This is a genomic window from Streptomyces sp. TAA204 (assembly GCF_000424965.1).
Genome location: NZ_AUKW01000006.1, coordinates 358647 through 378606, shown reverse-complemented (window position 1 = coordinate 378606; position 19960 = coordinate 358647). Strand labels below are relative to the sequence as shown.

The following is a 19960-nucleotide window of genomic DNA, read 5'->3' as shown; positions in this document are numbered from 1 at the left end:
GGCGGGCGCCGGGCGCACGGTGCGTCAGATGTGCGGCGGGCGGGCCTCGTACGGGGTGGACAGGACGACCGTCGTACGGGTGGAGACACCGGAGAGCGAGCGGATTCGGGCCAGGAGGTGCTCCAGCGCGATGGGGGTGCCGACGCGCACCTTGAGGATGTAGTTCTCGTCGCCCGCGACGCTGTGGCACGCCTCGATCTCCGGCACCTCGGCGAGACGTTCGGCGATGTCGTCGGGTGCGCTGGGGTCGAAGGGTTTGACGGAGATGAAGGCGGTCAGCGGGAGACCCACCGACTCGGGATCGACGAGTGCGGTGTACCCGCGGATGACTCCGCGCTGTTCGAGCCGGCGCACGCGCTGGTGCACCGCCGAGGTGGAAAGGCCGGTGGCCTTGCCCAGGTCGGTGTAGCTCATCCGCCCGTCCCTGACGAGCAGATCGACGATGTGCCTGTCCACTTCCTCCACAGCAGGTCAACCTACTGCGCCGGATGCGCTCCGGCACAGCGGGCGCATGCCCGACAGCGCGTACAGCGCACATGTGTGACCAAGCCCACATCCGTGCTCCCGTGTCCCGGAGCGTGCCGCGAATATTCGCGTGACGACGCGGGAAGTGCTTGCTGTGGCCGGGGGGCGAGATGCCCGGCACATCCACCCGAGGGGGAATATGCGCACTGTGAAGCGGGTCCGTACTGCCGATGACGCCGCCCGGCGGGCGGGGCATGAAGCGGCGGCCGCCGACCCGTACGAGGGCGAGACCTATGAGATCTTCCGGGTGACCTGCCCGGACTGCGGGCAGCCGATCGCGCTGCTCGCGGAGGAGGACGCACTGCCCGAACACGGGCTGTGCGCCTCGCCGTGGGACCCGTTCGGGCTGACGGTCTGCCAGGGCTCGGGACGGCCGGCGTCCCAGGCCGCCCCGCTGGACGGGGAGTCCGTCCACGACCACGACGTGACGGCACTGCTGAACCTCCCGGCAGGGCTGGACTGGCGGATGCAGCCGTTCTCGCACGCGGGGCGCCCCGCGACACCCGTGATCTGAGGGCTTCCGCCGGTTCCGACCGCGCCGGTCCGCCGGGCCGGCGCAGCGGGGAGTGCCGGTGAACGGAGGGCACACGGACGAGCGGAGAGCCGCAGAGGGCGGGCGCGCCGGCGCGGCGGTTCACGGGCCGGGTGGCCGGTCACGCGTTGCTCCGGCAGTGCACTTCCCGGTGTTCCGGTGTGGCGGGAGCGCCCGCGTGGGCACCCGTACGGCCTCCGACTCCGCCAGCCGAGCGAGGCCCTCATGACACACACCCAGGCCAGGACGAGACCGCAGCGGCAAAGAGAGGACCGGGCGACTGCGCGCGCGCTCCTCGACCGGCACGGCCGTACGTACGCGGAGCAGGCGGGCATCACGCTGCGCGACACCCCCTCCCCGCTGTACCGGCTGCTGGTGCTCTCCTTGTTGCTCTCGGCCCGCATCCAGGCCGACATCGCGGTCGCGGCGTCCCGCGCCCTGTCCGGCGCCGGTATGCGCACCGCCCGCCGCATGGCCGAAGCGACCTGGCAGCAGCGGGTCGACGCCCTCGGCGCCGGCGGCTACCGGCGCTACGACGAGCGCACCGCCACGCAGCTGGGCGACGGCGCGGAGCTGCTGCTGAGGAAGTACCGGGGCGACCTGCGCGCGGTGCGCCGGGACCCGCAGCCCGGGGAGCGGCTGCGGGAGGTGCCGGGCATCGGGCCGACGGGCGTCGACATCTTCCTGCGGGAGGCGCAGGCCGTGTGGCCGGAGTTCGGCCCCTGTTTCGACGGGAAGGCGCAGCAGGGTGCCGAACGGCTCGGTCTGCCCACGGCGCCCGGGGAGCTGTCCGCCCTCGTCGCCCCGCGGGACCGGGCACGGCTCGCGGCGGGGCTGGTGCGGGCGGCGCTCGGCAGGAAGGTCGTCGAGGACGTGCGGGGGAGCACGTAGCGCGGACCGCCCCCGCAGGGGGGCGCGGACGGGCGGACGGGCGGCACGGGCGGTCGGACACCGCCCGTGCCGCCGCGTGCCGCTACTTCACGCTCTCGGGGCCGAGCAGACGGCGGGCGACGACCATGCGCTGGATCTGGTTGGTGCCCTCGACGATCTGGAGGACCTTGGCCTCGCGCATGTAGCGCTCCGCGGGGAAGTCGGTGGTGTAGCCGTAGCCGCCCAGGAGCTGGACGGCGTCCGTGGTGACACTCATCGCGGCGTCGGTGCAGAAGAGCTTCGCCATGGCAGCCTCGCGCGCGTACGGGCGGCCGGCGTCCCGCAGCCGGGCGGCGGTGAGGTAGAGGGAGCGTCCGGCCTCGATCTGTGTGGCCATGTCGGCGATCATGAAGCGCAGGCCCTGGAAGTCCGAGAGCGGGCGGTTGAACTGCTCGCGGCCCTGCGTGTAGCTGACGGCTTCGTCGAGCGCGGCCTGTGCGAGTCCGACGGCGCATGCGGCGATGCCCAGCCTGCCGGCCTCCAGCGCGGAGAGCGCCACGGACAGGCCCTGGCCCTCCTCCCCCAGGCGCCGGGCGTCGCCGACGCGAACGCCGTCGAAGTGGACCTGCGCGGTCGGTGATCCGTTCATTCCCATCTTGCGTTCGGGAGCCGCCGCGCTGAGCCCCTCGGCGTCCCCCGGCACGAGGAACGCGGTGATGCCGCGCGGCCCGGCCTGACCCGTGCGGGCGAAGACGGTGTAGAAGTCGGCGATGCCGCCGTGGGTGATCCACGCCTTGGTGCCCTCCAGTACCCACTCGTCGCCGTCGCGGGTGGCGCGGGTGCGCAGGGACGCGGGGTCGGAGCCGGAGGCGGGTTCGGAGAGGCAGTACGCGCCGAGCGTGCCGCCGCCGAGCATGGCGGGAAGGTGGTCGGCCCGCTGCTGCTTGCTGCCGAAGGAGGCGAGGCCGTGGCAGGCGAGGGTGTGGACGCTGGTGCCGAGAGCGACGGTCAGGCGCGCGGCGGCGAGTTCCTCGAGAACCTGCAGGTAGACCTCGTAGGGCTGGCCACCGCCGCCGAACTCCTCCGCATAGGGAAGGCCGAGCAGCCCCGATTCGGAGAGCAGGGCGAAGACCTCGCGCGGGAAGCGGCCGGCCGCTTCCTCCTCGCTCGCCTCGGGCCGGATCTCCCGGGCGACCAGGTCGCGTACGAGGGAGAGCAGGTCGCGCGCTTCCTGTGTGGGCAGTTGGCGGTCGACCGGCTGCGGTCCGTATTCAGGCGTCACGACGCACTCCTCCTGTCGGGGGCTGCGGCGGCGGACCGGGGTGTGGTGACGCCACCGTGTCCGGTCATCGGCCGGGGCCGGGACCGGGTGGAACCGCTGGGCCGTGATGGTGCCCCGCCGGGTTGCGACGGCGGCTGACCAGCGACTGCGGCGCAAAAAGTATGCCCGATCGTGGGCATGCCGTCACGGGCGGCCGGACGGAACGGGACGCACGGACACAGAACCACCGACACGACTGGTTCAAACCATTGACGTACTGGTCTAGTCCTTCTAGATTCCGCCGGGAAGACTGCGCACTGCTCAGCCCTCCCTGTCACCTCCCACCGCGCGCAGACCGCGCCCGGCGCATCGCACACCGCTGAACGCACCCCCGCTCCCGCGACCTCTCCGAGGAGAACCATGGGCCGATCACCCGCACGACGCCGCAGAAGCAGCTCACACACCTCACCGCGCCGCCTCGCCGCCCTTGTCGCCACCGCCCTCGCGGCCGTACTGACCGCGGGACTCACGGCGGGCAGCGCGGGCGCCGCGGCGGACCCCGGGCCGCACCCGGCGCAGCGGCCCGCAGGGCAGGCCGCACAGCAACCAGCCGCCGGGGACAGGCTGGTGGGCTACTTCGCCAACTGGGACGTCTACCAGCGCGATTACCACGTCAAGGACATCGACACCTCCGGCTCCGCCGCCGAACTCACCCACATCAACTACGCGTTCGGCAACGTGCAGGGCGGCAGGTGCACCCTCGGCGACAGCTTCGCCGACCACGAGAAGTCCTACACCGCCGAGCAGAGCGTCGACGGCCAGGCCGACACCTGGGACCAGCCGCTGCGCGGCAACTTCAACCAGCTCCTCAAACTCAAGAAGAAGCACCCGCAGTTGAAGGTGCTGTGGTCCTTCGGCGGCTGGACCTGGTCCGGAGGCTTCGCCGAGGCGGCCAGGAACCCCGAGGCGTTCGCGGAGTCCTGCCGCGGCCTCCTCGACGACGAGCGGTGGGCCGGGCTCTTCGACGGCATAGACATCGACTGGGAGTACCCCAACGCGTGCGGTCTGACCTGTGACGAAAGCGGACCGCAGGCCTTCACAGACGTGATGAGGGCCCTGCGCGAGGAGTTCGGCGGCGACAGGCTGGTGACGGCCGCGATCACCGCCGACGCCTCGCCCGGCGGCAAACTGGAGGCGGCGGACTACGCCGGTGCGGCACAGTACGTCGACTGGTATCTGCCCATGACCTACGACTACTTCGGCGCCTGGGACGCACAGGGCCCCACCGCACCGCACTCGCCCCTGACCGGCTACGACGGCATCCCCAAGGAGGGCTTCAACAGCGCGGCCACCGTGGAGAAGCTCACGGGTATGGGCATTCCCGCCGACAAGCTGCTGCTGGGCCTCGGCTTCTACGGACGCGGCTGGAGCGGCGTGAGCCAGGCCGAGCCGGGCGGCACCGCCACGGGCGCGGCGCCCGGCACGTACGAACAGGGCATCGAGGACTACAAGGTGCTCAAGAACCGCTGCCCCGCCGACGGTACGGTCGCCGGCACCGCCTACGCGCACTGCGACGGCCAGTGGTGGAGCTACGACACCCCGGCGACCATCGGCAGCAAGAGCGACTGGGCGAACGGGCAGGGCCTGGGCGGCTCCTTCGTGTGGGAGCTGAGCGGCGACACCCCGGACGGCGAACTGATCAAGTCCATCCGTTAGCCGGTGCACCAGGGCTGTTCTCGTTGATCAGCCCGGACCCGGCAGTGGCCGCCGCCGGCGCGGCACCGGGGCTCCTGCCCGATCCGGCCGCTCTCCTCGCGCCCCGCGTACCCGCGCGGGGCGCGAGGAGTGCCATGGGACCGCCGGGCTGAGCCGGGCTCCGGCCGGAGTCATGCCGGAGTCCGGCCCGAGTCGATGCCGGAGTCCCTGTCGGACCCCGGTGCCACACTCCACGGCATGACGTCTGACCCGGGAGACACGGTCCGTACGGACGGAGGCAGCGGCGCAGATGGCGCAGGCACGGAAGCCGGCGCCACCACGGTGCCACGCTGGGCGCTCGCCGAGTCCGCGGACGGCCGTGCCCTGGTCTGTCCGCTCGACGGGCACGGGCGGGCGGCGGGGCCGGTCCGCACGGAGGAGTCGGCGGTCTCGGCGGTCCGGGCACGGCCCGGCGTGGGCCGCTGGGTGTGGCGGTCGACCGCCGCCGTCCATCCTCGGCTGCTGCAGGCCGGGGTGCGGGTGGAGCGGTGCTACGACGTGGAGACGGCCGAGGCACTGCTGCTGGCCCACGAGGGGCGGGCCGGGCGGCCGCGTTCCCTGCCCGCCGCGTGGGCGCGGCTGCACGGGCTGCCGGTGCCGCCGGATCCGCCCGCCGCCTCCCGTGAAGCCGACCCTGAGCCGTCGCTGTTCGAGGCGGGGCCGGTTCCGCTGCCGGAGGGGGTGGACCCGATGACGGCGCTGCTGGAGGTGTACGCCGCGCAGCTGGAGCGTACGGCTGTTGCCGAACACCCCGGCCGGATGAGGCTGTTGCTGGCCGGGGAGTCCGCGGGAACGCTGGTGGCGGTGGAGATGGGACGGGCGGGTGTGCCCTGGCGCGCGGACATACACCGTGCACTGCTGGATGAGCTCCTCGGCGAGCGCTACGGGGGTGGCGGCCTCCCCCGGCGATTGGCCGAGCTGGAGGAGGAAGTCTCGGACGCCTTCGGTGCGGGGGTACGGGTGCGGCCCGATCTGCCGGCCGACGTGCTGCGGGCCTTCGCGCGGGCCGGGATCGGGCTCTCCTCGACCAGGGCGTGGGAGCTGCGGGAGGTCGACCACCCGGCGGTGGAGCCGCTGCTGCGCTACAAGAAGCTCTACCGCCTCTACACCGCGCACGGCTGGTCCTGGCTGCGCTCCTGGGTGCGGGACGGACGTTTCCGCGCCGAGTACGTACCGGGCGGCGCCGCCTCGGGACGCTGGACCACCAACGGCGGCGGCGCGCTGCAGATCCCGAAAGTGGTGCGCCGGGCGGTGGTGGCCGACCCGGGCCGGCGGCTGGTGGTGGCCGACGCCGACCAGATGGAACCGCGCGTGCTGGCGGCGGTCTCGCGCGACCCGGGGCTGGCGGCGGTCGCGGGCAGCGACCACGATCTCTACACGACGCTGTCGGAGCGGGGCTTCTCCGGGGACCGCGCCCAGGCCAAACTCGCGCTCCTGGGCGCGGTCTACGGACAGACCAGTGGCGACGGGCTGAAGCACCTCGCGGCGCTGCGGCGCCGCTTCCCGGCTGCCGTCGCCTATCTGGACGAGGCGGCACGGGCGGGTGAGGAGGGGCGCCTGGTGCGTACGTACCTGGGGCGCACCTGTCCGCCCGCGGGCTCGGAGGGCGCGGAGGGAGACGAGGGAGACGAGGGCCCGGAGGGAGACGGGCAGGGCGGCCGGGCTCCGGCAGCGGGGAGAGCCGGGACCGGCGCGGCCCGCGCACGGGGCCGGTTCACCCGGAACTTCGTGGTGCAGGGCAGTGCGGCGGACTGGGCGGTGCTGCTGCTGGCCGCGCTGCGCCAGGAGCTGGTGGGGACGGAGGCGGAGCTGGTGTTCTTCCAGCACGACGAGGTGATCGTGCACTGTCCCGCCGAGGAGGCCCAGCGTGTGGCGGAGGCGGTCCGCAGGGCGGGCCGCCGGGCGGCGCGCGCGGCCTTCGGCCCGACGCCGGTGCGGTTCCCGTTCACCACGGCCGTCGTGGAGTGCTACGCGGACGCCAAGTGAGGCGTCCGGCCGGGAGCCGGAAGGGCGGGCGGCACGGCACCGGTGCGGCGCGACGGCAGTTCCGGGCCACGGGGTACACGGTCGCCGGATTCATGGGTCACGGGTACCCGGTCATCACTCCAGCGCCGAACGCAGCCGCTCGGCGACGGCCTCGGCCTCCGCCTCGTCCGCGTAGTGGCTGCGCGGCCAGAAGAAGCCGCGCAGCCCGTCCTTGCGGTTGCGGGGGACGACGTGCACGTGGAAGTGCGGAACGGACTGGCTGACGATGTTGTTGGCGGCGACGAACGAACCGTCGGCCTCCATGGCCGTCTCGACGGCGGCGGTGATCCGCTGCACGCGGCCGAAGAGCGCCCCCGCAGCCTGCGCGGGCAGATCGGTCAGTGTCTCGTGGTGTCCGCGCGGTACGACGAGGGTGTGCCCGGGGAAGAGCGGACGGGCGTCGAGGAAGGCGACCACCGCCTCGTCCTCGAAGACCTGGTGTGAGGGGCGCCGGCCGTTGACGATGTCGCAGAAGATGCAGTCCACTCGCCCAGTCAACCTCCTCCCGGGCCCGAGCGGCGCGAAGGACGGGCATGGTTCGGGCCACGCCGGACAGGCTCGGCGGCTGGACGGAGGCGGGACCGCCTTGCGGGCCCGGCGGGCGTGCCGGCCTCACGCTCCCGTACCGCAGCGTCCCTGCCGGCGCAGCTGCCGGCAGACGCGGCGCCCGGCTCGGGGAACGCACCGGCCAGGTCGGAGACTTCGAGGAGTGCGACGCCGGCGGAGCCGAACCCACGACCGAGCCGTCCCGCCCACGCCACGGCCAGCACCTCCGTGCGAGAGGCGAGTTGACTCCTCTCACCACGGCGCGTTCCCGGTCAGGCCGAGACAGGCGCACAGCTTCCGTGCCGCGGGAGAGGCTGCGTCCCCGGCCGGTACCGCCACCGAGACCTCCCACACCGGCTGCGGGCCCTCGCTCAGGGAGAGCGTACGCAGCCCCGACGCCTGGGGCTTGCCGGCGAAGTGGCGCGGGACGACGGCGATTCCGAGCCCCTGGTCGACCAGTTCGAGCATGCTGTGGACGTCGTTGACCTCCAGGGCGACCTGGCGTTCGACTCCCGCGGCGGCGAAGGCCCTGTCGGTGAGCTGCCGCACACCCCAGTCGGCCTGGAAGTCCACCAGTGCCTCGCCCTTCAGCTCGGCCCACCGCGCCTGCTCCCCGGCCGCGAGGGCATGCCCGGGATGGCAGAGCAGGACGAGGGGTTCGTGCGTGAGCGGTATCAGGTGCACGCCCCGCGGCGGCGGCCCGCACAGTGCGACGAAGGCCAGATCGAGGCTCCCGTCGGCGACCATCCCGGTCAGCCGGGCCGATCCGGCCTGCCGCAGCCTGATCTCCACCTCCGGGTGCTCCGCGCGGAAGCGGGCCAGCAGTCCGGGCACGTTCACGCCGGCGATGCACTGCTCGGTACCCACGGACAGCGTGCCGCGCAGCAGTCCCTGTACGGCGGCGACCGCCTCCTTCGCCGCCCGTACGCTCGCGAGCGTACGCGTAGCCTCGCTCAGCAGGGCCTCGCCGGCCCCGGTCAGCTCGACGCTGCGGGTGGTGCGTACGAACAGCTTGGCGCCCAGCTCCCGCTCCAGGGCACGGATGGACGCCGACAGGCCGGACTGGGAGACCAGCAGCCGTTCAGCGGCGCGCGTGAAGTGCCGTTCCCCGGCGACGGTCACGAAGTACTCAAGGTGCCTCAGTTCCACGATTGAGAAGCATAGTCGCTGAATCCGTTCGCTTTCTTCTATTGGACGCATCGCCCGGAACGGGCGAACCTGAAGAGGTCCACCGCGGCACCGGGTTGAGGAGCGAACGCATGCGGAGCACATCTGCGGGGGCCACCGCGCTGTGCACCCCTGAGGACCCGAAGACCTGACCACCCGGATCAACAGAACACCCCGGCGGCATGGTCGTCTTGGCGTCTTGTCGACTCATCGCTCCGCCGGCCCGCCGGCCTGCGTGTGTACGCGAGCGGCTGCGCCGGCGCCGTTCCGCGTACGCACCGGGTTCCGGTCCCCGCACTGAACCGTCGTCCCTAGGAGATCCACCGTGTACCGAGCCCACGACGGCCGCTACGCCACCATGCCCTACCGCCGCACCGGCCGCAGCGGCCTCCACCTGCCCGCCATATCGCTGGGCCTGTGGCACAACTTCGGCACGGACCGCCCGCTGGAGAACCAGCGGGCCATCGTCCGCCGCGCCTTCGACCTGGGCGTGACGCACTTCGATCTCGCCAACAACTACGGGCCGCCGCCCGGCGCCGCGGAGACCGCCTTCGGACGGGTCTTCGACCAGGACCTGCGCCCGTACCGCGACGAGATCGTGGTCTCCACCAAGGCCGGTAACCTCATGTGGCCCGGCCCGTACGGCGAATGGGGCTCCCGCAAGAGCATGCTCGCCTCCCTCGACCAGAGCCTCGGCCGCACAGGACTCTCCCACGTCGACATCTTCTACTCCCACCGGCCCGACCCCGGAACACCCCTGGAGGAGACGATGGGGGCGCTGCACTCCGCGGTGCAGCAGGGCAAGGCCCTCTACGCGGGCATCTCCAACTACTCCCCCGAGCAGACGCGCGAGGCCGCGCGCATCCTGCGCGAACTGGGCACGCCGCTGCTCATCCACCAGCCGCGCTACTCGATGCTCGACCGGCGGCCCGAGGAGGAGGGACTGCTGGAGACGCTGAAGGAGACGGGCACCGGGTCCATCGTCTTCTCACCGCTGGCGCAGGGCCTGCTCACCGGCCGCTACCTCGACGGCATCCCGGCCGACTCCCGCGCCGCCGGGGCGAGTCCGTTCCTCAGCACCGACCAGATCACCGAGGAGACCCTCGGCATGCTGCGTGGACTGCACGAACTGGCGCGTGAGCGCGGGCAGTCGCTGGCGCAGCTGGCGCTGGCCTGGGTACTGCGCGGCGGTCGCGTCACCTCGGCGCTGGTCGGTGCGAGCAGCCCCGAGCAGCTGGCCGACAACGTCGCGGCGGCCGAACGGCTCGACTTCGCGGACGACGAACTGAGGCGTATCGACGAGCTGCTGAGCCGGGCACCGGCTCCCGCCTGAGCGTGAGTGCCCCGGGCCTGGCCCGGGCTGCCGCCCTGTGCGGCCCCGGGGCCGGGGCCCGCTGGGTGGCACGGAGCCGGAACGGGCCCGCGCGGCCGGTCAGTTGAAGGTGTCGGGGTCGGGTCCGACCCTCTCGCCCGTCTCCAGGGCGGCGAGGGAGGCCATGTCGTCCTCGTCGAGCGTGAAGCCGAAGACGTCGAAGTTCTCCCGGATGCGGGCGGGTGTCACCGACTTGGGGATGACGACGTTCCCCAGCTGGAGGTGCCAGCGCAGCACCACCTGGGCCGGCGACCTGCCGTGCTTCGCCGCGGCCGCGGTGACGGCCGGATCGTCCAGTACTCCGTTGCCGCGGCCGAGCGGGGACCACGCCTCCGTGGCGATGCCGTGCTCGGCGTCGAAAGCCCGCAACTGCTCCTGCTGCAGCCGCGGGTGGAGCTCGACCTGGTTGACGGCGGGGACGGTTCCGGTCTCGTCGATCAGCCTGCTCAGGTGGGCAGGATGGAAGTTGGAGACGCCGATGGCCTTGGCGCGTCCCTCGGCGTGAACCTTCTCCAGGGCGCGCCACGTCTCGACGTACAGGTCGCGCCGCGGCAGCGGCCAGTGGATGAGGTAGAGGTCGACGTAGTCCATGCCGAGCCTGTCCAGGGAGAGGTCGAAGGCACGCAGCGCCGCGTCGTGGCCCTGGTCCGTGTTCCAGAGCTTGGTGGTCACGAACAGTTCCCCGCGCGGAATGCCGGAGGCGGCGAGTGCGGCTCCGGTGCCGGCTTCGTTGTCGTACAGGGTGGCGGTGTCGAAGCTGCGGTACCCGGCTTCCAGAGCGGTGGTGACCACCTCCCGGGTCTCCTCCTCCGGCACCTTGTAGACGCCGAAGCCCAGTTGCGGCATGCGGATTCCGTTGCTGAGGGTGACAGCGGGGACGTTGCTCACGTGGCGTTCCTCGGGTCGTCGCTGTGGTGGTACGGACGGGACAACTCTAGGGAAGACCTGCTTCCGCTTCCCTTCCCGGCGGCTCGCGTGCGCCGGCAGCCCCGGGGCCGTGCGGGACCACAGCCGTTCTCCCCGCCGCCGAGGACGGAGCGTCCTGGCTGCTGACCAGGGCAGCGTCCTGGCCGTATCGTCGCTGTACCGGACGGGCGGAGGCCGCGGCTGCCTTCGAGGCGGCGGCTCCCGTCCGCCGGCGAGGACGGCCCGGGTCCCGCCCGGACGGGCGGGCGGCCCGGCCGGCGGACGGCCAGCACGCGACGGGGCGGCCCCAGGGCCGCCCGGGAAGGAGGCCCCGGTGGGCGAGTACGAGGAGATCTTCCGTGCGAGCGTGTCGGACCGGGAACGGTTCTGGCTGGAGGCAGCGGGGGCGCTGGAGTGGCACAGGGCGCCGTCGAGGGCGCTGGACGACACCCGTCCGCCCTTCTACCGGTGGTTCCCCGACGGCGAGTTGAACGTCTGCCACAACGCACTGGACCGGCACGCCGACGGGGGGCGGGCGGACCGGACCGCGCTGATCTACGACTCCCCCGTCACCGGCATCGCCGCGACCTGGACCTACGGAGAGCTCCGTGACGAGGTCGCCGTCTTCGCGGGAGCGCTGCGGGAGTTGGGCGTGGGGAAGGGCGACCGGGTGGTGATCTACATGCCGATGGTGCCCGAGGCTCTGATCGCGATGCTCGCCTGCGCGCGACTGGGCGCGGTGCACTCCGTGGTCTTCGGCGGCTTCGCCGCGAAGGAGCTCGCCGTCCGGATCGACGACGCCTCGCCCGCCGTGGTGGTCTCCGCCTCCTGCGGGATCGAGGGTTCGCGCGTCATCGAGTACAAGCCGCTGCTGGACAAGGCGATCGAGCTGGCCTCGCACAAGCCCGCGCACCGGGTGATCCTGCAACGTCCGCAGGCCGAGGCCGAGTTGGGAGAGGGAGACGTGGACTGGGCGCAGGCGTGCGCCGCGGCCCCGCCCGCCGAACCGGTCCCGGTCCGCTCGACCGATCCGCTCTACATCCTCTACACCTCCGGGACGACCGGTAAGCCGAAGGGCGTCGTGCGTGACTGCGGCGGTTACGCGACGGCCCTGACCTGGAGCATGACGCACGTCTACGACGTCGGCCCGGGCCAGACCCTCTTCACCGCCTCCGACGTCGGATGGGTCGTCGGGCACTCCTACATCGTCTACGCGCCGCTGCTGGCCGGCGCGACGACGGTGCTCTACGAGGGCAAGCCCGTCGGCACCCCGGACGCGGGCCAGTTCTGGCGCGTCGCCTCCGAGTACGGCGTGCGCGCGATGTTCACCGCGCCCACGGCGTTCCGGGCGCTGAAGAAGGAGGACCCGGAGGGCGAACACGCCCGCCGGTGGGACCTGTCGTCGCTGAAGTACCTCTTCCTCGCCGGTGAACGTCTCGACCCGGGGACCTACCGCTGGGCCTCCGAACTGCTCGGCATCCCCGTGATCGACCACTGGTGGCAGACCGAGACGGGGTGGCCGATCGTCGCAAACCCGGCGGGCATCGAACTGCTCCCGGTCAAGCCCGGTTCGCCGACCAGGCCGCTGCCCGGCTGGGACATCCAGGTCCTCGACGGCGACGGAAAGCCGGTGCCGCCCGGCACCAGCGGCGCGATCGTGGCGAAACTGCCGATGCCTCCGGGCGCGCTGCCGACGCTGTGGAGGGACGACGAGCGGTTCGTGGCGTCCTACATGTCGGCGTTCGAGGGCTTCTACCTCACCGGCGACGGCGGCTATCTCGACGACGAGGGCTACCTGTTCGTCATGGGACGCACCGACGACGTCATCAACGTCGCGGGGCACAGGCTCTCGACGGGCGGCATGGAGGAGGTCCTGGCCGGCCACCCGGACGTGGCCGAGTGCGCCGTCATCGGTGTCGCCGACCAGCTGAAGGGCCAGGTCCCGCGCGGCTTCGTGGTCCTCAAGTCCGGTGTCGACGCTGCCGCCGAGGGCTACACGGCAAAGCTGCAGGCGGAGTTGGTCCGGATGGTGCGCGACCAGGTCGGTGCTGTCGCCTCGCTCAAGGATGTCGCCGTGGTGCCGGCGCTGCCCAAGACACGGTCGGGGAAGATCCTGCGCAAGTCCATGCGGGGCATCGCCGAGGGGCGGGACGAGCCCGTCCCCGGCACGATCGACGACGCGAGCGTGCTCGACGCGCTACGGCCCGCGCTGCGCAAGGAGTGAGGAGTGCCGGCGGTGCGGCGCCGGACCCGGCCCGTCTGGCTGCGCCACCGCGTACGCGGATGACCAACGCCGCCGCAACGGCCCCGGCTCCGCTGCCCTTTGCTCCCACACCGGTGGGTGGGGCCGTCAGGGCCGCCGGTGAGCCGGAAACCGCCTTCCGCGACTCCAATCGGCTCCGAGCTGGAATGATTATCACTTTCATCTTATGCTTCGACGGCACCGCACCCGCGCACCGAGGAGGCGAAGAGATGAAGCTGTCCCGGACAGTGGTTCCGCGGCAGGGCCCGACAGGTGTCGGTACCGCCTTCGGGACCTTCGGCGAACTGCTCCAGGGCGAACTCCCGGAGAGGGACGGGGACTTCCTGGTGACACTGCCCGTCGCCCGGTGGACCATGGCCACCTTCCGGCAGGACCCCGGGCGCGACGGGATCGTCGTACGTCCCGCGCACAAGAAGAAGGCGCTGCGGCTGGCGCGCATGATCACCGAGGAGACCCGCAGCGCGGCCGGGGGCGTGCTGAACGTCAACAGCGTGATTCCCGAGGGAAAGGGACTGGCCAGTTCCTCGGCGGACCTGGTCGCCACCGCGCGGGCCGTGGCGAACGCGCTGGAGACCCCCATGCCGCCCGCCAGGATCGAGAGGCTGCTGGCCCGCATCGAGCCGACCGACGGAGTCCTCTATCCGGCGATCGTCGCCTTCCACCACCGCAGCGTCCGCCTGCGGGCCGTCCTCGGGTCGCTCCCGCCGATGACCGTGGTGGGGCTGGACGAGGGGGGCGCCGTCGACACCATTGGCTTCAACCGCATCCCCAAGCCGTACACCACGGCGGACGGTTACGAGTACGCACGTCTGCTGGAGCGGCTCGCGCACGCCGTGCCCAGGCACGATCTGGAGGAGGTGGGCAGGGTCGCGACGCGCAGTGCGCTGATGAACCAGTCGGTCCGGCACAAGCGCTCGCTGGAACCGATGCGGGAGATCTGCCGGGAGGTGGGCGGTCTCGGCGTGGCCGTCGGGCACAGCGGAACGACGCTCGGCATCCTCCTGGACACCCGGGACCGGTCCTGCACGCACCGGGCCACCGCGGCGGCCCGGGCGTGCGCCGAACTCGCCGGCAGCGTGGCCGTCTACCGGACGCTGACCTTCCCCGGCGCCCCCGTCCCGGCCCCGGGCGGTCTCCTTCCCGCGTGAAGCAGACGGGGCGAGGACAGCCGGCCCGGCTCCCTGTCGACCTCACGCAGCCAGGGACAACTCCCGCCCCGTGGCGAGGAGTCGGCCTCAGCCCTCGGGCGGACTGGTCCAGTCGGCCGGTACGTGGGCGAGCCGGACGCGCTGCGGATGGTCCCCCACGGGTACCGAGGCCGTCTTCTTCCCGGTGGCGAAGTCGATGGCGGTGACCCGGTCGCTTCCGCTCTCCGAGACGACGCAGGACCTGCCGTCGCCGCTGACGGTCGCCCAGTAGGGCTTGGAGACCTCGACCAGCGGGCCCTCCTCCAGGGTGGCGCGGTCGACCACGGTGGCGTAGTCGTCCATGGTCCCCGCCACGCAGAGTTTGTCGCCCTGCGGACTCATCGACATGCCGTGGTGGCGCGAGTCGTTGACCCAGGTGGTGCGGTCCTCGTCGGTTTCGGGGTTCTTGGGGAGCGTCTTGGCGCGGGTGATCTTGTCGTCCGCGACGTCGTACTCGAGGAAGCCGTTGAAGAAGGAGACCTGGAAGTAGAGCTTGGACTCGTCCGGGGTGAAGGCGACCGGGCGGACGGCGTCGGAGAGGTCCTCGCGGCCGAACGCGTCGAGCCTGTCGCGCATGTCGATGACCTTGACCTCCTCGAAGGTGTCGGCGTCGACGACGGTGATCTTGCGGTCGCCCTTCGTCCAGTCCATCGCGGGGTCGTCCAGCGACGTCTGGACGTCGCCGATGGACATGTTCCAGATGTGCTTCCCACCGTCGGTGAAGACGTTCTCGTGGGGTTTGTCGCCCGTCTTGAAGGAGCCGGCCTCCTCCCCCGTCTCGATGTCGAGGACGTGGACGGTGTTGGAGGTGGACGCGGAGACCGCGACGCGCTCGCCGTCCGGTGAGACGGCCATGTGGTCGGAGCGGAAACCGGAGACGGGGAAGCGCCAGTTGATCTCCCCGGTCGCCACGTCGACGGAGACGACGTCGGCGAAGCTGGGACGGGATACGACCATGGCCGAACCGTCGGGGGTGGAGTACATGTCGTCGACGAACTGATCGTGTCCTTCTCCCGGTCCGTTGCGGATGGCCAGGAAGAAGATGAGCTTGACGGGGTTGGTGTAGATCTCCTTCAGCCGCTCCTCCTTGTCGGGGATCACATTGATGCGCCCCAGCTTCTCGAAGCCGCCCTTGGACTCGATCACGTCGGCGGTGCCGTCCCAGTTGTTGCCGACGAACATCACCTCCCGAAGGTCAGCGGCGTCACGGGCGGCGGATTCGTTCGCGGCGGCCGACGCGCCGGTGGTGGTCGCGGCGGCCACGAGCGCCGTGGCGATCGCGAGCGTCAGCCGCCGCCTACGGCGCCGCGCGGGTGGGCCGCCCCGGAGCGTGAGGGCTCCGGTCGCGGCCGGCTCGTTCCTGTTCCTGGATACGGGCATGGCTCTCCTTCGCGTAGCGGCTCCGCGTCCGCCGGGCGGCGAGCGGACGGACCTGAGGCGAGCGTGGGCATGCCATGCCCTCCATGGGGCGCGGCGGCGCTCTCCGGGCAGTCGTGCTGCTGGTGAGGCGCCCTCGCCGGGGCAATGTGAAAACGCCTCACTTCACACTTGGCTACTTGAAAGTAACGACGGGCCCGCGGTTCTTCAACCCCCCGTAAGGGAGAAGATGGCCGGGACACGAGCGAGGGGTGAGGTGTGACGGAGCGGCTCAGGCGGTCGACCGGCCGCTACGCGGGCAAGGCCGCCACGGAGCGGCACGCCGAACGGCGCCGGAGGTTCCTCGACGCGGCACTGGAGCTCTTCGGAGGCGGGCCGGGCTACCGCGCGACGACCGTCGCCGCGCTCTGCGAGGCGGCCGGGCTCTCGACCCGGCAGTTCTACGAGGAGTTCCGCACCCTCGAAGACGTGCTCGCCGCCCTGCACCTGGAAGCCAACGACTGGGCCGAGAGCGCCGTCGTCGAGGCACTCGCCCGGACCGGCGGGCTGCCTTTCGCCGAACGCTACGGCCGCGTCTTCCGCGCGTACGCGGCCAGCCTCGCCGAGGACCCGCGCCGCATACGGATCAGCTTCACCGAGATCGTCGGTGTCAGCCCCCGTCTGGATGAACAACGGCTGACCCGCCGCGCACGGTGGATCGACCTGATCCGCAACGAGGCGGCAGCGGCTGTCGGCAGGGGTGAGGCGGCCGACCGTGACCACCGCCTCGCCGCCGCCGCCTTCATCGGCAGTGTGAACGGCCTCCTGCACGACTGGGCAGCGGGCTGGGTGGACGCCACGCTCGACGAGGTCGTGGACGAACTCGTGCGCCTGCTGCTGGCGTTGCTGCGTCCTGCGGCAGGTGACCCGGCCCCCCGGAGCCCGTGACGCCTCCGCACAGCCGCACCACAGGCTGCTCGTCGAGCCGCACGTGACTCGCTCACCACACGAACGGCCGAATCCGGGGTGCCCGAAGCTCGCAAGCCGGCCAGGACGGATGCGGAGCGACGGCCCTGGCCGCCCGTGATCCGCAGCGCCCGCAGATGCCCGGTCATACCGCCGGCCGTGCCGCCGGCCGGCGAATCCGCACTGCCGGGAGCGGTGGTGGGGCGTCCGCACCGAACGCCCGCGGGAGGCGGTTCTCGCGGTGCGGGGCCCCGTGCGTTCACCCAGAATGCAATGAGAACGAACAGAACCCCGGGCGCAACGGCCTGGGACAAGCACGCCCGACGTCAGAAGACGGTGGAGAGGTCGTGACGTTCATGCTCATACCGGCGCCCGAAGTCCCGAGCGCGCACCACCCGGCCCCGTGCACCTTCTGCACCCGGCCGCACGACGACAGCACTCCCCGGGAGACCGGCCCTGCGGTGGCACTCCCCCCGCGCCGTCCCGCTGGAGACCCTTCCGCCCTCCCCGACCGACCGCCGCAAGCCGGCGTCGGGGCCTGAGACTTGAGCGCACGCCCGCCCGGCTTCGGGTTCCCTCCCCGGCGTCGCTCCGGGACGTCCTCGCGACGGGCGTGAGCGCGGCCCGCGAACGCGGCGGTCCATACAGCGCCACCACGGACTCGCGCACCACGCAGTTCACGAACTTCTCCCAGATCTCTTCCTCATCGCAACTCCCGTCCGGCCAGGCGGACATGTGGGCCGCGCCGACGGGGTTCGCCGAGTCCGGTCCGCCGGGGCGCAACGGCCCCGGCGAAGACCGTCCGTACACACCGATTCACCGCTTGTCCCTGGAGGTCCGGGCGTGTTCAGGACAACCGCGCATGATCCATGGTCCGTCGAGGCCCCTCGCCGCCGTTTCGCCGTGGCCACTCGACGCTCCGCTCTCCGCTCGATCGCCGGCAGCCACGTACGGCCGCTGCCCGCGGGCACCGGGAAGCCCCTGACACCGCATCCGGCGGCGGAGCCCCGGGATGCCCAACCGCCGGCCGCGGGCGGCATCACCCGCGCGAAGCAGTGGCTGCACAGAGCCGCGGCGGCCAACAGCCACGAACGCGACACGGTCACCCTGATAGGCAAGAGCACTCTCGTCGCGACCATCTCCTGGTTCTTCGCGCACGACGTGATGCAGGCGCAGAATCCCGCCTTCGCCCCGTTCTCGGCGGTACTGATCATGCAGATCACCGCCTATCAGACGCTGCTGCAGTCTCTGCGCTACGTGGGCGCCGTGGTGGTGGGGGTCCTGCTCCAGGGCGCCCTCGGGCTCATGGCCGATCCGGGACTGGTGACCTTCGCAGTCATGGCGCTCGCCGCGCTGGTCATAGGCCGGTGGCGGCCCCTCGGCACCCACGGCCCACAGGTGACCACGGCCGCCTTCTTCGCCTTCTCCGCCTACGCCTCCGCGACGAGTGTCAGCCACGGCCTGACGCAGCTCGGGCAGATCATCCTTCTCGTCCTCCTCGGGTGCACGACGGGTGTGCTGGTGAATGTGCTCGTCTTCCCCCCGGTGCGCTACCACAGCGCCGAGTACGGCATCCATACGCTCGGGAACACCCTGGGCGACCTGGTCGGCGACATGTATCCCGTCCTGTGGGAGGGGAAACCGGGAGAGGAGTTGACGGAGCACTGGCAGCGCCGTGCCGCGAACCTGCGGTCCATCGTCGACCAGGCGCAGGTCGCGGCGCAGACCGCCCGCGAGAGCACCTACTACAACCCGCGCTGTCTGCTGCGTCCCGGCCACTCCTACCTGCTGGGATGCCAGACGGTCATCGAGGCGCTGGAGCGGGTCACCTACCAGGTCGTCTCGATGACCAGGAGCTTCGCCCAGTGGCAGCACACCGAGGAGGACGGGGAGCCGCAGTTCGGTGACTTCCTGCTGCGCTACGGGGACTTCCTTGCCTGCTTCGCGGAGGTCGCCGGCCTTCTGGGCCGCATCGACGAGCACAACATGCGTGAGGAGACGCGGGAGTTGTGTCTGTGCACCGACAGAGCGCGGGAGTGCCACATCCGGCTCGTGCAGAGCGTGCGGGAGAACACCCTGTCACTGGGTGACCCCTCCCAGCCGTACGGCATCCTGATGGCGGAGGCGACCCGGCTCATGGAGGAGGTCCAGCACACCTGTGACGTCTTCCGCAAGGCGGTGGCGGAAGCGTAGGACGGCGCGCGGGCCGCTGCATCGTCGGGGCGGGGCTCACCGTGGTCCGTCATGCATGGATTCGGCGGTGGACCCGGGAGCCGGACTTGGCGGCGCTGCCGGGTCGGCGGAACCGTGATCACTCTCGCTGCCGGACCGCAGCCGGCAGTGGGCGTGGCGCTCTACGAGGTGTCCGCATGCCGTGTTGGACTGGGCAGGGTGCGCGCGGCGGGTGCCGCTCGGCGTCACCGTAGGGCATTGCGCATACCGGGTCGGTCCACGGCGTGACATCGAGGATACGGAGGCAGCCCGTGGCGGACTCGCGGGACGACGAACAGCTCGCCGGGCGCCTGGTGGCCGTGGCGGGACTGGGGCTGGTGCTGATCGTTCCGCCGCTGCTCGTGCAGTTCGACCGCACGGACCGGGTCTTCGGAGTCCCGGTTCTGTGGGCCTACCTGTACATCGTCTGGGCGTCCGTGATCGTCCTGGTCGCCGTCATCGGCGGCAGATCGAGGTAGCGCCGTGCTCCAGACCTGGGTCATCGTCGCGGTTTCGGTGGGGTACCTCGGACTGCTCTTCGCTGTGGCCTCATACGCCGACCGGCGCGCGGACACCGGCAGGAGCCTGATCAACAACGCCACCGTCTACGCGCTGTCCCTGGCCGTGTACGAGACCGCGTGGGGCTTCTACGGCAACGTGGGCACGGCCGCCACGGCCGGAGTCGGCTTCCTGTCGGTCTACCTGGGCCCGATGCTCATGTTCGCGCTGGGCTGGCTGGTGCTGCGCAGAATCATCCGGATCAGCCGGCGGCTGCGGATCACCTCGCTGGCCGACTTCGTCTCCGCCCGCTACGGCAAGAGCGCCGCACTGGGCGGCCTCGTGACGGTCATCGCCGTGGTGGGGATCGTTCCCTACATCTCGCTGCAGCTCAAGGCGATCTCCAACACCTTCGAGATCCTTCGCCGGCACCCCGAGATCACCTCCACCTCGGAGCTGGGCCACATCCCGCTGTTCCAGGACACCGGGTTCTACGTGGCGCTGCTGCTCGCCGCGTTCA

Annotated in this window: 16 protein-coding genes; 10 read left to right on the top strand and 6 right to left on the bottom strand. The window is 71.7% G+C overall.

What is annotated here, in order from left to right:
• Positions 1–24 precede the first annotated feature (24 nt).
• Positions 25–465, bottom strand: coding sequence for an Lrp/AsnC family transcriptional regulator (locus tag H343_RS0114400; RefSeq protein WP_028431731.1), 441 nt, complete (start codon positions 463–465; stop codon positions 25–27).
• Positions 466–664: 199 nt separating this feature from the next.
• Between H343_RS0114400 and H343_RS0114395 the strand changes: the two genes are divergently transcribed.
• A complete protein-coding gene (locus tag H343_RS0114395; protein WP_028431730.1) occupies positions 665–1039 on the top strand; it encodes a hypothetical protein in 375 nt (124 codons plus the stop codon).
• 243 nt (positions 1040–1282) lie between these two features.
• Complete coding sequence (locus H343_RS0114390; RefSeq protein ID WP_028431729.1) at positions 1283–1948, top strand: hypothetical protein; 666 nt, start codon at positions 1283–1285, stop codon at positions 1946–1948.
• Positions 1949–2030: 82 nt separating this feature from the next.
• Here H343_RS0114390 and H343_RS0114385 read toward each other — a convergent pair whose 3' ends face one another.
• On the bottom strand, positions 2031–3209 hold the full coding sequence (locus tag H343_RS0114385) for an acyl-CoA dehydrogenase family protein (RefSeq protein ID WP_028431728.1): 1179 nt from the start codon (positions 3207–3209) through the stop codon (positions 2031–2033).
• 399 nt (positions 3210–3608) lie between these two features.
• On the opposite strand from H343_RS0114385, the gene H343_RS0114380 reads away from it, so the two are divergent.
• Both H343_RS0114380 and H343_RS0114375 read left to right on the top strand, forming a co-directional pair.
• Positions 3609–4904: a glycoside hydrolase family 18 protein gene (locus H343_RS0114380; RefSeq protein WP_028431727.1), complete on the top strand. Its 1296-nt coding sequence runs from the start codon at positions 3609–3611 to the stop codon at positions 4902–4904.
• Positions 4905–5141: 237 nt separating this feature from the next.
• A complete protein-coding gene (locus tag H343_RS0114375; RefSeq protein WP_078505642.1) occupies positions 5142–6929 on the top strand; it encodes a bifunctional 3'-5' exonuclease/DNA polymerase in 1788 nt (595 codons plus the stop codon).
• 114 nt (positions 6930–7043) lie between these two features.
• On the opposite strand, the gene H343_RS0114370 is transcribed toward H343_RS0114375, so the two are convergent.
• Positions 7044–7454, bottom strand: a complete 411-nt coding sequence (locus tag H343_RS0114370; RefSeq protein WP_028431725.1) for an HIT domain-containing protein — start codon at positions 7452–7454, stop codon at positions 7044–7046.
• Between the two features lie 312 nt (positions 7455–7766).
• Positions 7767–8663 (bottom strand): LysR family transcriptional regulator, encoded by an 897-nt coding sequence (locus H343_RS0114365; protein ID WP_028431724.1) that lies wholly within the window; start codon positions 8661–8663, stop codon positions 7767–7769.
• A 343-nt stretch (positions 8664–9006) separates the two neighbouring features.
• Here H343_RS0114365 and H343_RS0114360 point away from each other — a divergent pair, with 343 nt between their 5' ends.
• The gene (locus H343_RS0114360) at positions 9007–10014 is read left to right on the top strand and encodes an aldo/keto reductase (RefSeq protein ID WP_028431723.1); all 1008 of its coding nucleotides are present in this window, start codon (positions 9007–9009) and stop codon (positions 10012–10014) included.
• Positions 10015–10113: 99 nt separating this feature from the next.
• Here the strand turns inward: H343_RS0114360 and H343_RS0114355 are convergent, their stop codons facing one another.
• The gene (locus tag H343_RS0114355; protein WP_028431722.1) at positions 10114–10941 is read right to left on the bottom strand and encodes an aldo/keto reductase; all 828 of its coding nucleotides are present in this window, start codon (positions 10939–10941) and stop codon (positions 10114–10116) included.
• 352 nt (positions 10942–11293) lie between these two features.
• On the opposite strand from H343_RS0114355, the gene H343_RS0114350 reads away from it, so the two are divergent.
• Both H343_RS0114350 and H343_RS0114345 read left to right on the top strand, forming a co-directional pair.
• A complete protein-coding gene (locus H343_RS0114350; RefSeq protein WP_028431721.1) occupies positions 11294–13183 on the top strand; it encodes a propionyl-CoA synthetase in 1890 nt (629 codons plus the stop codon).
• Between the two features lie 248 nt (positions 13184–13431).
• Positions 13432–14370, top strand: a complete 939-nt coding sequence (locus H343_RS0114345; protein WP_051265215.1) for a GHMP family kinase ATP-binding protein — start codon at positions 13432–13434, stop codon at positions 14368–14370.
• An 87-nt stretch (positions 14371–14457) separates the two neighbouring features.
• Here H343_RS0114345 and H343_RS30615 read toward each other — a convergent pair whose 3' ends face one another.
• Positions 14458–15789 (bottom strand): YncE family protein, encoded by a 1332-nt coding sequence (locus H343_RS30615; protein ID WP_106958848.1) that lies wholly within the window; start codon positions 15787–15789, stop codon positions 14458–14460.
• A gap of 255 nt (positions 15790–16044) precedes the next feature.
• Between H343_RS30615 and H343_RS0114335 the strand changes: the two genes are divergently transcribed.
• The 3 genes from H343_RS0114335 to H343_RS0114325 all read left to right on the top strand — a co-directional run bounded on the left by H343_RS0114335 (position 16045) and on the right by H343_RS0114325 (position 19421).
• Entirely contained in the window at positions 16045–16713 is a 669-nt protein-coding gene (locus tag H343_RS0114335) for a TetR/AcrR family transcriptional regulator (RefSeq protein ID WP_028431719.1), read from the top strand.
• Positions 16714–17634: 921 nt separating this feature from the next.
• On the top strand, positions 17635–18924 hold the full coding sequence (locus H343_RS0114330) for an aromatic acid exporter family protein (RefSeq protein WP_486586901.1): 1290 nt from the start codon (positions 17635–17637) through the stop codon (positions 18922–18924).
• A 290-nt stretch (positions 18925–19214) separates the two neighbouring features.
• Positions 19215–19421, top strand: coding sequence for a hypothetical protein (locus H343_RS0114325; RefSeq protein ID WP_028431717.1), 207 nt, complete (start codon positions 19215–19217; stop codon positions 19419–19421).
• The last annotated feature ends 539 nt before the right edge of the window (positions 19422–19960 follow it).